Source organism: Massilia timonae (assembly GCF_001866515.1).
Taxonomy (GTDB): domain Bacteria; phylum Pseudomonadota; class Gammaproteobacteria; order Burkholderiales; family Burkholderiaceae_D; genus Telluria; species Telluria timonae.
In genome coordinates this window covers 550,007-564,244 of the sequence record NZ_JRYB01000001.1, presented here as the reverse complement: position 1 = coordinate 564,244, position 14,238 = coordinate 550,007, and the positions used below count along the sequence as shown (strand labels likewise).

Annotated in this window: 15 protein-coding genes; 6 read left to right on the top strand and 9 right to left on the bottom strand. The window is 66.8% G+C overall.

Features of this window, described 5'->3' with window-relative positions:
• Positions 1 to 10: 10 nt before the first annotated feature.
• The 9 genes from LO55_RS02465 to LO55_RS02425 form a co-directional block, all read right to left on the bottom strand.
• On the bottom strand, positions 11 to 778 hold the full coding sequence (locus LO55_RS02465) for an ABC transporter permease (protein WP_005668205.1): 768 nt from the start codon (positions 776 to 778) through the stop codon (positions 11 to 13).
• 2 nt (positions 779 to 780) lie between these two features.
• On the bottom strand, positions 781 to 2,007 hold the full coding sequence (locus LO55_RS02460; protein WP_071360308.1) for an ABC transporter substrate-binding protein: 1,227 nt from the start codon (positions 2,005 to 2,007) through the stop codon (positions 781 to 783).
• A 43-nt stretch (positions 2,008 to 2,050) separates the two neighbouring features.
• Positions 2,051 to 2,824 carry an ABC transporter ATP-binding protein gene (locus LO55_RS02455; RefSeq protein WP_071360307.1) on the bottom strand — a complete coding sequence of 258 codons (774 nt, stop codon included), beginning with the start codon at positions 2,822 to 2,824 and terminating at the stop codon, positions 2,051 to 2,053.
• On the bottom strand, positions 2,821 to 3,918 hold the full coding sequence (locus LO55_RS02450; RefSeq protein WP_071360306.1) for an acyl-CoA dehydrogenase family protein: 1,098 nt from the start codon (positions 3,916 to 3,918) through the stop codon (positions 2,821 to 2,823). The genes LO55_RS02455 and LO55_RS02450 overlap by 4 nt, the downstream gene beginning before the upstream one ends.
• Positions 3,918 to 4,472: a carboxymuconolactone decarboxylase family protein gene (locus tag LO55_RS02445; RefSeq protein WP_071360305.1), complete on the bottom strand. Its 555-nt coding sequence runs from the start codon at positions 4,470 to 4,472 to the stop codon at positions 3,918 to 3,920. The genes LO55_RS02450 and LO55_RS02445 overlap by 1 nt, the downstream gene beginning before the upstream one ends.
• 31 nt (positions 4,473 to 4,503) lie before the next feature.
• Entirely contained in the window at positions 4,504 to 5,535 is a 1,032-nt protein-coding gene (locus tag LO55_RS02440; RefSeq protein ID WP_071360304.1) for an AraC family transcriptional regulator, read from the bottom strand.
• A 70-nt stretch (positions 5,536 to 5,605) separates the two neighbouring features.
• Positions 5,606 to 5,863 (bottom strand): hypothetical protein, encoded by a 258-nt coding sequence (locus tag LO55_RS02435; RefSeq protein ID WP_143054437.1) that lies wholly within the window; start codon positions 5,861 to 5,863, stop codon positions 5,606 to 5,608.
• A gap of 295 nt (positions 5,864 to 6,158) precedes the next feature.
• Positions 6,159 to 6,524 (bottom strand): response regulator transcription factor, encoded by a 366-nt coding sequence (locus LO55_RS02430; RefSeq protein WP_071360302.1) that lies wholly within the window; start codon positions 6,522 to 6,524, stop codon positions 6,159 to 6,161.
• Positions 6,525 to 6,640: 116 nt separating this feature from the next.
• Positions 6,641 to 7,267 (bottom strand): response regulator, encoded by a 627-nt coding sequence (locus LO55_RS02425; protein WP_005668219.1) that lies wholly within the window; start codon positions 7,265 to 7,267, stop codon positions 6,641 to 6,643.
• 631 nt (positions 7,268 to 7,898) lie between these two features.
• Here LO55_RS02425 and mraZ point away from each other — a divergent pair.
• From mraZ to LO55_RS02395, 6 genes are read left to right on the top strand one after another with little or no spacing between them, the layout of a single operon-like run.
• Positions 7,899 to 8,327, top strand: coding sequence for a division/cell wall cluster transcriptional repressor MraZ (mraZ, locus tag LO55_RS02420; protein ID WP_040776953.1), 429 nt, complete (start codon positions 7,899 to 7,901; stop codon positions 8,325 to 8,327).
• Positions 8,314 to 9,294 carry a 16S rRNA (cytosine(1402)-N(4))-methyltransferase RsmH gene (rsmH, locus tag LO55_RS02415; RefSeq protein WP_169331337.1) on the top strand — a complete coding sequence of 327 codons (981 nt, stop codon included), beginning with the start codon at positions 8,314 to 8,316 and terminating at the stop codon, positions 9,292 to 9,294. The genes mraZ and rsmH overlap by 14 nt, the downstream gene beginning before the upstream one ends.
• On the top strand, positions 9,291 to 9,563 hold the full coding sequence (gene ftsL / locus LO55_RS02410) for a cell division protein FtsL (protein ID WP_005668224.1): 273 nt from the start codon (positions 9,291 to 9,293) through the stop codon (positions 9,561 to 9,563). Before rsmH ends, ftsL begins: the two co-directional genes overlap by 4 nt.
• Positions 9,560 to 11,338, top strand: coding sequence for a peptidoglycan D,D-transpeptidase FtsI family protein (locus LO55_RS02405; RefSeq protein ID WP_071360301.1), 1,779 nt, complete (start codon positions 9,560 to 9,562; stop codon positions 11,336 to 11,338). Before ftsL ends, LO55_RS02405 begins: the two co-directional genes overlap by 4 nt.
• Entirely contained in the window at positions 11,338 to 12,867 is a 1,530-nt protein-coding gene (locus tag LO55_RS02400) for a UDP-N-acetylmuramoyl-L-alanyl-D-glutamate--2,6-diaminopimelate ligase (protein WP_071360300.1), read from the top strand. The genes LO55_RS02405 and LO55_RS02400 overlap by 1 nt, the downstream gene beginning before the upstream one ends.
• Positions 12,867 to 14,237 carry a UDP-N-acetylmuramoyl-tripeptide--D-alanyl-D-alanine ligase gene (locus tag LO55_RS02395; protein ID WP_071360299.1) on the top strand — a complete coding sequence of 457 codons (1,371 nt, stop codon included), beginning with the start codon at positions 12,867 to 12,869 and terminating at the stop codon, positions 14,235 to 14,237. The genes LO55_RS02400 and LO55_RS02395 overlap by 1 nt, the downstream gene beginning before the upstream one ends.
• Position 14,238: the final 1 nt, after the last annotated feature.

Genomic DNA, 14,238 nt, shown 5'->3' with positions numbered 1-14,238 from the left:
GGACAGGCGATCAGCGCAGCGGATCGGACGGCACCGAGTGCAGCCAGCGCGCGTGCACGAAGCGCGCCGCGTAGTCGAGCGCGTAACCCAGCAGGCCGATCAGGATGATGGCGGCCGTCAGTTCCGAATACGCCAGGCGGTCGCGCGTATCGAGGATGAAGTAACCCAGGCCGGCGGACACGCCCAGCATCTCGGCCGGCACCAGCACGATCCAGATGATGCCGATCGCCAGGCGCACGCCGGTCAGGATCTGCGCCGTGATCCCCGGCAGCACCAGGCGCCAGATCACTTCCCATTTGGTGGCCGACAGCGAGCGCGCCAGCAGCATCCAGTTGGGGTCGAGCTGGGCCACGCCGGCGGCGGTGCTCAGCATCAGCGGCCACACGGCGGCGAAGGCCAGCAGGAAGTAGACTGGCGCGTCGCCGACGCCCAGCACCATCACCGCCAGCGGCATCCACGACAGCGGCGAGACCATGCGCAGCAGCTGGAACAGCGGCGTGCTGGCCTGGCTGAAGGCCTTCGACATGCCGACCAGGATCCCGAGCGGCACGCCGAACAGGATGGCGAAGCCCAGGCCCACGGCCACGCGCTTCAGGCTGGTGGCCACGTGCACCCAGATGTCGGGGCCCAGCACCATCGCGCGCAAGGCCTCGAAGGTCTCCATCGGGGCGAACATGGCCGCGATCGGTGTGCTCTCTTCGAGGCCCTTGGCGCCCCAGGCCCACAGCAGCAGCGCGATCGCGAAGCCGGCGACCGGCCACAAGAAACGTCCCAGCATCATCAAACCGCGATCGTCTCAGTGCGCAGCAGGTTGGCCGGCAGGCCGAACTTGGCAGGCCCGCCCACGGCGGCGATCGACTTGCGCACGAAGCGGTCGTCGACCAGGTCTTTCGCCACGAACTTCGGATCGAGCTTGGCCAGGAAGCTGGTGTCGCCCTCGACCTTGGTCTGGCCAATCGCGCGCACCAGTTCCTCGGTGTACGAAGCGAACGGGAACGGCTGGAAGTCGATGCGGCGCTGCTGCCAGGCCGGGTGGGCGACGATGCGGCGCTTTTCGTAGTCCGAATAATCGGTGGTGGCCAGCACCTTGGTCAGCGCCTGCAGGTTGTGCGGGGTGTACTTGTTGGGACCGGTGGCGGCCAGCAGCTTGGCCGTCTCGACCTGGTTCGAACGCGACCACAGCTGGGCGTTGACGATGGCGTTGGTCACGCGCTGCGACCATTCCGGCTTGTCGTTCAGGTCGCGCTCGGCCAGGAAGGTCACGCAGCAGGCGTGGTTCTTCCAGACGTCGCCCGAGAAGCGCAGCACCTTGCCGATCTTCGCATTTTCGGCCACCGCATTGAACGGCTCGGCCACGATGTAGCCGGCGATCGACTTGGTCGCCAGCGCCGAGACCATCTCGGACGGCGCCAGCACGATAAGGTTGACTTCATTTGGCTTGAGCGCGGCGCCGCGCGCGCGGGTGACCACGCTCAGCTTGTTCGCGGTCAGGATCTTCTGCAGCAGGATGTTGTGGATCGAGTACCAGAACGGGATCGCGATCGTCTTGCCGCCGAGGTCGGCCACCGAGTTGATCTCGTTCTGCACCGTCAGGGCGGAGCCGTTGATGTGGTTCCAGGCCACCACCTTGGCCGGGAATTTCGAACCGTAGCGCACCCACAGGGTCGCCGGCGACAGCAGGTGGATCACATTGACCTGGCCGGCCACGAAGGCCTCGACGATCTGGGCCCAGCTGCGGAACAGGCGCGGCGTCTCGACCTTCAGGCCTTGTTGTTCGAACAGCTTGCGGCCGTGCGCCACCAGCAGCGGGGCGGCGTCGGTGATCGGCAGGTAGCCGATTTTCACCGGCTGGTCGTCGCCCTTGAAGTTCTGCGCCATCGCGTCGCCCGCGAACAGCAGCGGCGACGCCGCCGCGGCGCCGGTCAGGGCCGACATGCGCAGGAAGTCGCGCCGGGTCATGCCGCAATCGCAGTCGGAAGAAGCGCAGATGTGGATCGGGTTGCTCATGGGTTTTCCTTGTTGTTCGTGTTCGTGGTTCGCGCCGCGGCGTTCAGGCGCCTTCGCGCAGCGCCTTGATGATGTCCAGCCGCAGCCCGACCACGCCGTCGGCGTGTTCGTGGCGCGGCCGCGGCAGGTCGACCTTCCACTCGCGCACGATGCGTCCGGGCTGGCCGGCCATCAGCAGGATGCGGTCGGCGACCAGGATCGCCTCGTCGATATCGTGGGTCACCAGCAGGGCGGCGGTATGCCAGCGGTGCACCAGGTCGACCAGCAGGGCCTGCATCTCGGCGCGCGTGATCGCGTCCAGGGCCGAGAACGGCTCGTCGGCGAACAATAGCTCGGGCTGGCGCGCGAGGGCGCGCGCCAGCGCCACGCGCTGGGCCTGGCCGCCGGACAGCTGGGCCGGATAGGCATGCGCGCGCGCCGCCAGGCCGACCGCCTCGATGGCGTCGACCACCCGCTGCTTGCGCGCGTCGCGGGAGATCGCCGGCTGGCGCGCGAAGTCCAGGCCGAAGCCCACATTGCCTTCGACGCTCAGCCAGGGCAGCAGGCTGGGTTGCTGGAACACCAGCGCCGCGCGCGGATGCGGGGCCAGCAGCGGTTCGCCCAAAAAGCTGACCTGTCCGGCCTGGGCCGGGCTGAGGCCGGCCAGGCCGCGCAGCAGGGTCGATTTGCCGCAGCCGCTGCCGCCCAGCAGGCACACGATCTCGCGCCTGTCGATGGTGAGCGAAATGTCGTCGACCACGGTCTTGCCGCCGTAGCCGATGCGCAGGCCGGAGGCCGACAGCGCGGTCGCGCCTGGTTCGAGCACGGGCGCCGTCATGCCGCGGCGTGCTTCGCGAGTTCGACCTGCAGCTGGGTCAGGCTCGGGGTGACGATCGGGATGAAGGCCGATTCGCGCCAGCGGCGCGCGAAGCTGCGGTCGCGGTCGACCAGGTAGGCGCGGCCGCCGCTGGCTTGCAGCTCGAGCATCACGGCTTGCTGGACGCTTTCGGCCAGCGCGATGCGCAGCCTGAACATCGGCGCCGCGGCGGTCTTGAAGCGGCCGTCGGCCACGCCATCCTTCAGCTGCGTGACCAGGTCTTCCAATGCCACCTGCTGGGCCACGATACGCTCGAGCAGGGGGCCGCGCATGGCGGTCGACAGGCTGTGCGCCGCGCGCAGGCTGGCGCGCGCCAGGCCGATCGACAGGCCGCACTGCAGGCCCAGGAAGGACGGACGCACGCCCGGCAGCCAGGCGCGCGCATTCGGATGCAGCACTTCGCCTTCGCCGATCTGCACGCCCTCGATCTTGACGGCGGCGGTATTGCTGCCGCGCAGGGCCATCAGTTCGAGGTCGGGGCTGCGCGTGACGCCGGCGCCGTCGCTGACGAAGGCGACCACCGCGGGCGGCAGCTCGCCGGCGGAGTTGACGGCGGCGGCGGCGATGAAGCCTTCCTTGCGCAGGTTGGTGATCCAGGCCAGCGAACCGTCGAGCTGCCAGCCTTGTTCGTTGGGGGTGGCCGTGATCTGCAGCGACTCGATCCCGGACAGGAATTTCATCGCGTTCGACAGGCCGGTCGCGCCGGCGAATTCGCCGCGCATCAGCGGGCCGATCCAGCGTGCGCGCATGGCCTCGTTCGGGCTTTGCAGCAGGTATTCGATGAAGGTGCGCTGGCCCCAGAACACGAAGGCGGCGGTGACCGAATATTCGGCCACCGCGGCGATGGCGTCGATCGCATCGATCGTGGCGCCGCCGCTGCCGCCCAGTTCCTGCGGTACGCCCACGGCGAACAGGCCGGCGCCGGCCAGGCGCGGCACGACTTCGCTCGCCAGCTCGGGCGTGCTGTCGAGCTGGTCGGCGTTGGCCTGCAGCCAGTCAGTCAGCTCCGCGGGCAGAGTCACGGCAGAGCGTGTCGTTTGTTCGCCGACCGACATCAGATGGCTCCGCTGGCGAAAGGCTGCAGCTGCGGGTTGATCGCGCTGCCGGCCAGGGTGTTGGCGAAGTTGCACAGGGTGGCCAGGCTGATGCCCAGCACGACTTCCAGCGCCTGCTGGTCGTTGTAGCCGGCGGCCTTGAAGGCGGCCAGGGCGTCGTCGCTCACGCCGCCGCGGGTGGCGATGACGGCTTCCGAGAAGCGGCGCACGGCGTCGAGCTTGGCGTCGCCGGTATCCTGGCCTTGCTGCATGGCGCGGACGGTCTCGACCGGCAGCTGGGCTTTCTTGAGGGCGATGGCGGTGTGGCCGGCGATGCAGAAGTCGCAGCCGTGGATGCGGGCGGCGGTGATCTGCACGACTTCGCGTTCCGGCAGGGTGAGGCTGGTCTCGGCATTGATGCCGGACACCGTCATATAGGTCTGCAGCGCCTGCGGCGAATTGGCCAGCACGCCGATCAGGTTCGGCAGGAAGCCGTTGTTGGCGACGGCCTTGTCCACGAAGGGACGGCTGCCTTCAGGCGCGGTTTCTTGGGTATGCAGGGTCAGGCGGGACATGGCGGATCTCTCTATCAAAGCGTTGGGTCCGTTATTTTAGCGGCGATTGAAAAACACGTTTGGACACGGCCGTCCTTGTTTTCTGCTCGATCGTCCGAATCGGCCCGGCGTCCGGTGTCTTGACGTGGATGTGCCGGCCGCGCCGGAAGGTGCCCGGATGCTCGCCCATCACCTTGTGGAAGGCGCGCGAAAAGGCGGCGTACGAGCTGTAGCCGACGTGGCCGGCGGTGCGCTCGACCGTCTCGCCGCCGTGCAGGCGCTGGGCCGCGATCTTCATGCGCAGCAGCAACAGGAACTGCGCCGGCGCCTGGCCGCTGGCCTCGCTGAAGTGTTTATAGAAGCTCGAACGCGACATATGGGCCGCGCGCGCCATGTTCTCGGTCGACCAGTCCTGGCCGGGCTCCTGCATCATGCGGTCGAGCAGGGGCGAGAACTCGGGCCGGCTGGCCACGGCCAGCAGGCCGGTGGCGATGTCTTGCTGGCGAGCTACGTGGCGGATGACATAGAAGAACATCAGCTCGGCCAGGCGCGCCACCAGCGGCGACGGCGCGTCGGGGTCGCGCGGCGGCTCCAGCAGGATCAGTTCGAACAGTGCGTTCAGGGCCTGCAGCGACGGGTCGTCGGCGCGCAGCACCAGGCTGTCCGGGAAGGAATCGGCGATCAGCGTGCTGAGCGCACTGCGAAAGTGGAGGAAGCCGCAGGCGAGGGCGGTGGCGTCCGGCGCCGCCTGGCCGAGCTGCTGCATCGGCATGCCGGAACGGGCGCTGGCCGGGTCGGGATCGGGACTCAGGAAGTGCGGCGTGTCGCGCAGCAGGAACACGCCGTCGCGCGCGCCCAGGCGCACCGGCGCGCGGCCCACGACATGCAGGTAACACTCGCCATGCAGCACCAGGTGAAAGCTGCCCAGGCCGCGACCGGCGGTGGACGCCTGCCAGCGGCCGCAATACTGGCCGAGGTGGAAGACCGTCGCTTCGAGCTGCACGCTGTCGATCAGCCAGTGCACCAGGCGGTCGGCATTGTCGGTAGCTGCGTGGGTGTCGGAAGTAGGGGCGGAATGATTCACTCAGCCATTATCGACGGCGCCCGTCCAGGGGCCTACGAACAAAAGCTGATATGCAAATAAGAAAAACGTCTTAGAAGTACACCGTCACGCGGCGGGCGTCGGGGTCGGCGCTGCGTTGCGAAGGGGCGCCGTGGGCGTCGAGCAGGTAGGGCGTGCCCGGGCTGGCGCAGGCGACGTCGACCGCGCCGGCGACGCGCACCGAGCAGGTGGCGACGATCTCGAAGCGCGCTTGGAAGCTGGCCGATGCGATGCGCGCGTCCGCCACGGCCGGCAGGGCCAGGGTGACGGCGGCTAGGCTGGCCGCGAGAAGACGGGATGCGCGCAACATGATGAACAAAGCCGAACATTACCGGATAAATAGCGATGAATTCATCATAGCGGCTTTGTTGGCGGCTTGCGCGCGGTGCTGTCGGAATCGGTCAGTTCGTCGCCGCAGGCGGTTTTTTGGTTTTGCGGGATTGCCGGGGCACCCGACAGCGAAGGGCGGACCCAGGGGTGCCCCTGAGTCTCATTGCGTTGTCTCAATGCTATAGAATTGTTCGGATTTGCAGAATCGACGGGAGAATTAGAGAGGTGTCTCTAAAAGAAACTTCTGTTTCTTTAAATCAACATCGTGACGCGTTTCAGCCGAGCAGGCTGCGCACCGCGTCGAGCAATTCCAGTGGACTGAACGGCTTGACAACATACAGGTCGGCGCCGGCCGCCATGCCGGCCGCGATATCGCTTTGCTGGCCGCAGGCCGACAACAGGATGACCTTGGTTGCCGCATGGCGCGGATCGCGCCGCAGCTCGGCGCACACGTCGAGGCCACTGGCGCCGGGGCCGAGCCAGATGTCGAGCACGACCAGGTCGGGACCTTCGTCGGCGAGCCGGGCCAGGGCCTGCTCGGCATTGGCGGCTTCGACGATGCGTCCGAGGGATTGCAGGGTGAGCGAGATCAGCAGGCGCAGCTCGTCCTGGTCGTCGACGACAAGAATCGTCCTGCTCATGGTCTTGTTCGCGCCGCGAAGGGCGGCGGGGTGGTTGCTTGCAGTGACGGGAATGCGGACATGACAGCTCCCTGACAGGCCGGACGCGCGCCGCGCCGGTGGGTCAGCATAGCAGCTTACGCGCGCACCAGGCCGTTCTCGACGGCGCCGCGCAGTTCGCCGAACGGCACCGGCTTGGGAAACACCGGGATGTCGGCGGGCAGGCCCATGGCCTTGATCGTCGCACGGTCCAGGCCGCTGACGACGATCATGTTCATGCCGGCCGTGCCGCTGTCTTCGCGCAGGGTGCGGATCATGCGGAAGCCGTCCATGCCCGGCATGTTCAGGTCGCTCACCAGGAGGTCGGGGCGCTGCTCGCCGATGCGGATCAGGGCTTCGAAGCCGTTGTTCGCCTTGACCACTTCGAGGTCCAGGCCCCAGCCCGCCATCTCGAGTTCGTACAGGCGCAGCATCAGGGGATCGTCGTCGACCACCAGCACGCGCGGCTTGCCCGGCGCCGGCGCGCTGGCCGGCGCCGGCGGGGCGCCGATGGCGATGCGGCGGCCGTCGACCAGGCGGTTCACCGATTCCACCGTGATGCGGCGATGGCCGCCGGCAGTGCGCCAGGCCTGCAGCGTGCCGTTTTCCACCCACAGCTGCACCGTGCGGTGCGAGACGCCCAGGGTGGCCGCGGCCTCCTTGGTCGAGCAATAGTCCGCGGCATTGTAGGTCGCTGCCGGCTGCAGGTCGGTTGGGGTGTTCATATTTTCCGATATTACGTTTTTAGTTTCCCAAAGTCAAAATAGTTAACTGTGGATAGTGCGTAGTGCGCCACAGTTGTAAGGATCTGCATGCCGGGCGCGCGCAGGCGTGGGTCATCCGCGCGGCGCTTCTGCTAAGGTGGCAAGTCGCTGCTGGTCAGTGTCGGCGACGGCGCAGCGCTGTTGCAGGCCCTGTACCGGACCGCGCCGGCCGGGGCCGCGCGTGGGAATGCACTGAAAAGCGCGATCCTCGCCAATGACTGGATGCCCATACAGCAGTCGGTCGACCTCAACAGTTGTTTCTTCACGTCAATATTTTTCTTCTATTTGACGTTGCTCAAACGTAAACATCGTCTTTACAACTCAGGCCTTTCCTTCACTCCTACGGCTAAGTCCCTAATTTTACGGGACATTTTGTTGCGTTGTGTGCGCTGCACCTGCGCCTAAGTCCTTGGTTTCATTGGAAAAAGTCGATTTCGTCAATCGTGAATTCGCTTGACCGTCAACATTGCTTCCACTAAAGTGGGAAACGGTGTGAAAAAGTGTCGATTTGTGGGAGGGTTGTGGGGTAATTCCTTCGGCTCCCGGCGCCCGACAAACATCGGCAAATAACTCTCCAAAGCTAGGTAAATACGTGTTCCAGGGCGCGTCCGCGATCAATCTCGATGCAAAAGGCCGAATGTCGATTCCGGCCAAGCACCGTGACGCCCTTACGCTTCAGTGCGAGGGCCGCATGACCTTGACCAAACACCCCCATGGTTGCCTCCTCTTTTTCCCGCGCCCGGTATGGGAAGAGCACCGTAAACAGATCGCTGCCTGGCCCATGTCGGCCCGCGCGTGGCAGCGCATTTTCCTCGGCAACGCGGTCGATGTCGAGCTCGACAGCGCCGGCCGCGTGCTGATCTCGCCCGAACTGCGTGCCGCGGTCGGGCTCGAGAAGGAAGTGATGATGCTCGGCATGGGCACCCACTTCGAAATCTGGAATGCCGCCAAGCTGGCCGAGGACGAGGCCGAGGCCGTCGCCGGTGGCATGCCCGATGTTCTTTCCAATTTCTCTTTCTGAGGCGCCGATGACGGATTCCTTGACGGTGCCTATGTACCAGCATCGAACGGTGCTGCTTGACGAAGCGGTCGATGCGCTCAACCTCGCGGGCGCACGCGCTGACGGCATCTATATAGATGGCACTTTCGGACGGGGCGGTCACAGCCGCCTGTTGTTGTCGCGCCTGGGCCCGCAAGGGCGCCTGATCGCGTTCGACAAGGATCCGCAAGCGATTGCCACAGCATCACACATCGACGATCCGCGCTTCGCGATCGTCCACGACAGCTTTGCAACGATGCACGACGCGCTGGCCGCGCGCGGCATCCCCCGGGTCGACGGCATCCTGCTCGACCTGGGCATCTCGTCGCCCCAGGTGGACGACGCCAGCCGCGGCTTCAGCTTCCGCAACGATGGCCCGCTCGACATGCGCATGGACACCACGCGCGGCATGTCGGCGGCCGAGTGGATAGCGAGCGCGGAGCAACTTCAATTGGAAAAGGTGATACGCGATTATGGAGAAGAGCGGTATGCTTTTCAGATTGCAAAGGCGATTGTTGCTCGCCGCGCAGTCGAACCGATTTCAGGCACACGACAGCTTGCCGCAATCGTGGCAAGCGCGGTCAAGGGCCGCGAAAAAGGCAAGGACCCGGCAACCAGGACCTTTCAGGCTATCCGGATTTTCATCAATAAGGAGCTTGAGGACCTCGAGGCAGGACTGACGGCCGCCTACGGCATGCTGGCGCCGGGCGCGCGCATGTCCGTGATTTCCTTCCACTCGCTGGAAGACCGCATGGTCAAGCAGTTCCTCGCCTCCAAGGCCAAGGTCGAACAACCCGACCGCCGCCTGCCGATCCGCGCCGTCGACCTGCCGCAGCCCGAGATGCGGCTGATCGACAAGATCAAGCCGAGCGACACCGAGGTGCAGGAGAACCCGCGCGCCCGCTCGGCGGTGCTGCGCGTGGCCGAACGCCTGGGGACGGCTGCATGAGCGTCAAGCTGAACGTCTTGCTCACCGCCTTGCTGGTGGGCTGCGCGCTATCGGTCGTCAACGCCCGCTACCAGGCGCGCCACCTGCTCATCGAGCTCGAGCGCCTGCAGCAGCACGCGCGCCAGCTCGACATCGACTGGGACCAGCTCCAGCTCGACCAGTCGCGCCTGGCGAAGAACGAGCGCATCGAGCAGATCGCCCGTTCGCAGCTCGAGATGGCGCCATTGAGCCCGGCCCGGACCCAGTACCTGACCGAGGGCGCCCCATGATGCGTGGCGCCGCGAAGAACAGCAATGCGCGGGTGGCCGCATCGAAGGGCGTGGCCTTCTCGAAGAGCCCGGTGCTGGCGGTGCGCCTGCCCGACTGGCGTTCGCGCCTGGTGCTGTTCGTCCTGTTCGCGGCCTTCGCCGCCTTGGCCGTGCGCGCGGTCTGGCTGCAGGGCGTGTCGAACCAGTTCCTGCAAAAGCAGGGCAAGAGCCGCTACGAGCGCACGCTCGAGCTGCCGGCCACGCGCGGCCGCATCCTCGACCGCAACGGCGCCGTGCTGGCCACCTCGCTGCCGGTGCGCGCGATCTGGGGCATTCCCGAAGACGTGCTGCAGGCGCCGCCGGAAAAGCTGCGCGCGCTGGCGAACCTGCTCGAGATGCCGGAATCCGAGCTGCGCAAGAAGCTCGACTCCGACCGCACCTTCGTCTATCTCAAGCGCCAGGTCGAGATGCCGATCGTCGACCAGATCCTGGCGCTCAAGATCGACGGCATCGACACGCGCAAGGAATACAAGCGCTTCTATCCGCAGGGCGAAGTGATGACCCACCTGGTGGGCTTCACCAACGTCGAGGACAAGGGCCAGGAAGGGATGGAGCTGCAGCACCAGAAGACCCTGATGGGCGTGCCGGGCAGCCGCCGCGTGATCAAGGACCGCCTCGGCCACATCGCCGAAGACCTGGGCATGTTCCGCGAGCCGCACCAGGGCCGCGACCTGACCCTGTCGGTCGACAGCAAGCTGCAGTACATCGCCTTCACCAGCATCAAGAACGCGGTCGAGAAGTTCCAGGCCAAGGCCGGCGCCGCCGTGGTGCTCGACGTGCAAACGGGCGAAGTGCTGGCCCTGGCCAACTACCCGACCTATAACCCGAACGACCGCTCCAAGCTGACCGGCGAGCAGCTGCGCAACCGCGTCATCACCGACACCTTCGAGCCGGGTTCGACGATCAAGCCGCTCACCGTGGCGCTCGGCCTGGAAACCGGCCGTATCACGCCCGACACCGTGTTCGACAACAATCCGGGCTATATGATGGTCACCGGTCGCCGCATCCGCGACTTCCACAACTATGGCGTGCAGACCGTCAGCGGCATCATCCAGAAATCGTCGAACCTCGGCGTGGTCAAGATCGCCCAGATGATCCCGCAGCAGGAGATGTGGGAGCTGTACACCAAGGTCGGCTACGGCCAGGCGCCGCGCTTCGGCTTCCCCGGCGCCGCCGCCGGCCGCGTGCGGCCCTACAAGACCTGGAAGCCGGTGGAGTACGCCAACATGGCCTTCGGCCACGGCCTGTCGGTGTCGCTGCTGCAGATGGCGCGCTCCTACATGATCTTCGCCCGCAACGGCGACATCATCCCGCTGTCGTTCGTGAAGGTGGACGAGCAGCCGGTGGGCCAGCAGGTGATCTCGGCCAAGACCGCGGCCCAGGTGCGCACCATGCTCGAATCGGTGGTCGGCCCGGGCGGCACCGCCTCGCGCGCCCAGGTCGCCGGCTACCGCATCGGCGGCAAGACCGGCACCGCCGAGAAGATCGTCAACGGCCGCTACTCGCGCACCAACAATATCGGCTACTTCGCCGGCATCGGGCCGATGTCGAAGCCGCGCTTCATCATCGCGGTGATGGTCGACGATCCGAGCGGTCCATTCCGCACCGGCGGCTTCGTCGCCGCGCCGACCGCCGCGGACCTGTTTTCCAATGCGCTGCGGGCCGCCAACGTGCCGCCCGATTCATCGATCACGGACATCATCATTCCGGAAGTTCCTCTAGAGGAGAGCATGTGATGGCCCCGAGCCTGCACGACACCATCGAATGGATTCGCGCCGCCGCCCAAGGCGGCCGTCTCGTTTCCGACTCGCGCCGCGTCAAGCCCGGCGACGTGTTCTTCGCCTATCCGGGCGAGGCCGCCGACGGTCGTCGCTACATCGAAGCCGCTATCGAAGCCGGCGCCGCCGCCGTGGTCTTCGAGGCCGCCGGTTTCGCCTGGAATGTCGATACTGCATTGCCCCATCTTGCCGTGAACGACCTGAAAAAGAACGCCGGCCCGATCGCGCACGCGGTGCTGGACTATCCGGACCGCGCCATGTTCACCGTGACCGTCACCGGCACCAACGGCAAGACCTCGTGCGCGCTGTGGACCGCGCAAACCCTGGCGCGCCTGGGCGAAGCCGCCGCCGTGATCGGCACGCTGGGCGTGGGCCTGATCAAGGGCAAGGCCGCGACTGAACCGCAGTTCGACGTCACCGGCTACACCACGCCGGACGCGGTGCTGCTGGCCTCGACGCTGGCCGACCTGAAACAAGCGGGCGCCAGCGCGCTGGCCATCGAAGCCTCGTCGATCGGCCTGGTGCAGGAGCGCACCGCCGGTATGCACGTCGACGTCGCGATCTTCACCAACCTGACGCGCGACCATCTCGACTTCCACGGCGACATGGAAAGCTACGAGGCGGCCAAGGTCAAGCTGTTCGAATGGGATGGCCTGAAACACGCGGTGGTCAACCTCGACGACCAGGCCGGGCAGCGCCTGGTGGCGCACCTGCGCGCGAAGTTCCCTGCGCTGGCCGTCACCGGCTACACGCTCGCCGCCGCGCAAGCTCCCGAAGGCGTGGCCGTGCTGCGCGCCGGCGGCATGCGCAGCAAGAACGCCGGCACCGAGTTCCAGGTGGAGACCGCGCAAGGCAATGCGACCGTGCGCACCCAGTTGGTGGGCAACTACAACGTCAGCAATACGCTGGCGGTGCTGGGCGCGCTGCTGGCGAAAGGCGTGGCGCTCAAGTCCGCGGTCGATGCGATCGAGACCCTGGTCCCGGCGCCGGGCCGCATGCAGCAGATGGGCGGGTCGGACGCGCCGATGGTCGTGATCGACTACGCGCACACGCCGGACGCGCTGGAAAAAACCCTCGACGCGCTGCGCCAGGTGGCGCTCGATCGCGGCGGCCAGCTGTGGTGCGTGTTCGGCTGCGGCGGCGACCGCGATCCGGGCAAGCGCCCGCAGATGGGCCGCATCGCGCAGGGCGCCGACCAGGTGCTGGTCACCAGCGATAATCCGCGCAGCGAAGAGCCGGCGAGCATCATCGCCCAGATCGTGGCCGGCATGGACACCTCGCAGGCCGCGCGCGTGCAGACGGTCGAAGACCGCGCGGCCGCCATCCTGCTGGCGGTAAAGCAGGCCGCCAAGCAGGACGTGATCCTGCTGGCAGGGAAGGGCCATGAGCCCTATCAGGAAATCAAGGGTCGCAAGATGCCGTTCTCGGATGCGGACCACGCTTCGCTGGCATTGACGGCGCGGCTTACCATGTTGAGGACGCATTGATGCGCGGATCGTTGCAACAGCTGGTCGACGCCATCCCGGGCGCGCGCCTGGTCGGGCCGGATGCGTCCTTCGAGGGCGTATCGACCGACAGCCGCAAGGTGGGAGCGGGCGCGCTGTTCGTCGCGCTGGTCGGCGAGACCTTCGACGCCCATGACTTCCTGGACCAGGTCGCGGGGCAGGGCGTGGCGGCGGTCGTCGTGTCGCGCCTGCCGCAAGGCTGGACCCTGCCCGCGATCGTGGTGCCGGACACGCTGGTGGCGCTGGGGCGCATCGCCCACGCCTGGCGCGCGCAGTTCGACATCCCGGTCATCGGCGTCACCGGCAGCAACGGCAAGACGACGGTCAAGGAAATGATCGCCTCCATCCTGGCGGCGGCCGTCGGCGAGGACGCGCGCCTGGCGACCCAGGGCAACCTGAACAACGAGATCGGCGTGCCGCTGACCCTGTTCCGTCTCGACGCTTCGCACCGCGCCGCGGTGGTGGAGCTGGGCATGAACCATCCGGGCGAGATCGGCCGCCTGAGCGCGATCGCGACGCCGACCGTGGGCCTGGTGAACAACGCCCAGCGCGAGCACCAGGAATTCATGCACACCGTGGAAGCGGTGGCGCGCGAGAACGGTTCGGTGCTGCAGGCGTTGGCAGCGGACGGCGTGGCCGTGTTCCCGGGCGACGATACCTACACCGACCTGTGGCGCGGCCTGGCCGGCTGCAAGGCGCTGACCTTCGGCCTGTCGGAGGCCTGCGACGTGCGCGCGACCCACGTCGCCGGCGATTTCGGCAGCGAGCTGCACGTCCTGGCGCCCGGTGCGCAATTCGGCATCAAGCTGGCCGCGGCCGGCGAACACAATGTGCGCAATGCGCTGGCCGCAGTCGCCTGCGCGCTCGGCGCCGGCGTCGACCAGGCGGCCATCGTGCGCGGCCTGGAAGCTTTTGCCCCGGTCGGCGGCCGCCTGCAGCGCAAGCAGGCCGGCAACGGCGCGACCGTCATCGACGACACCTATAACGCGAACCCCGATTCGATGCGGGCCGCGATCGACGTGCTGGCCGCCTGTCCGGCGCCGCGCATCCTGGTCGTGGGCGACATGGGCGAAGTCGGCGCGCAAGGAAAAGAGTTTCACGAAGAAATCGGCGCCTACGCAGCTTCGCGTGGCATCGAGACCGTGCTCGCGACGGGCGAGCTGGCGCGCCACCTGGCCGCGTCGGGAGCACGACATTACGAGCAGTTCGACGAATTATTGGCAGCACTGGATGAAAAACTGGGCGGCAATACCAAAGCGACTGTGCTGGTGAAGGGCTCGCGCTTCATGAAAATGGAGCGCGTGGTCCAGCACCTGACCGGATCAACCACCATTGGCAAGGGCGCCCACTAAT

What these genes read in the sequence shown, in the direction of transcription:
- LO55_RS02465 (WP_005668205.1), bottom strand. Translation starts at nt 778, where the DNA reads ATGCTGGGACGTTTCTTGTGGCCGGTCGCCGGCTTCGCGATCGCGCTG.
- LO55_RS02460 (WP_071360308.1), bottom strand. Translation starts at nt 2,007, where the DNA reads ATGAGCAACCCGATCCACATCTGCGCTTCTTCCGACTGCGATTGCGGC.
- LO55_RS02455 (WP_071360307.1), bottom strand. Translation starts at nt 2,824, where the DNA reads ATGACGGCGCCCGTGCTCGAACCAGGCGCGACCGCGCTGTCGGCCTCC.
- LO55_RS02450 (WP_071360306.1), bottom strand. Translation starts at nt 3,918, where the DNA reads ATGTCGGTCGGCGAACAAACGACACGCTCTGCCGTGACTCTGCCCGCG.
- LO55_RS02445 (WP_071360305.1), bottom strand. Translation starts at nt 4,472, where the DNA reads ATGTCCCGCCTGACCCTGCATACCCAAGAAACCGCGCCTGAAGGCAGC.
- LO55_RS02435 (WP_143054437.1), bottom strand. Translation starts at nt 5,863, where the DNA reads ATGTTGCGCGCATCCCGTCTTCTCGCGGCCAGCCTAGCCGCCGTCACC.
- LO55_RS02430 (WP_071360302.1), bottom strand. Translation starts at nt 6,524, where the DNA reads ATGAGCAGGACGATTCTTGTCGTCGACGACCAGGACGAGCTGCGCCTG.
- LO55_RS02425 (WP_005668219.1), bottom strand. Translation starts at nt 7,267, where the DNA reads ATGAACACCCCAACCGACCTGCAGCCGGCAGCGACCTACAATGCCGCG.
- ftsL (WP_005668224.1), top strand. Translation starts at nt 9,291, where the DNA reads ATGAGCGTCAAGCTGAACGTCTTGCTCACCGCCTTGCTGGTGGGCTGC.
- LO55_RS02405 (WP_071360301.1), top strand. Translation starts at nt 9,560, where the DNA reads ATGATGCGTGGCGCCGCGAAGAACAGCAATGCGCGGGTGGCCGCATCG.
- LO55_RS02400 (WP_071360300.1), top strand. Translation starts at nt 11,338, where the DNA reads ATGGCCCCGAGCCTGCACGACACCATCGAATGGATTCGCGCCGCCGCC.
- LO55_RS02395 (WP_071360299.1), top strand. Translation starts at nt 12,867, where the DNA reads ATGCGCGGATCGTTGCAACAGCTGGTCGACGCCATCCCGGGCGCGCGC.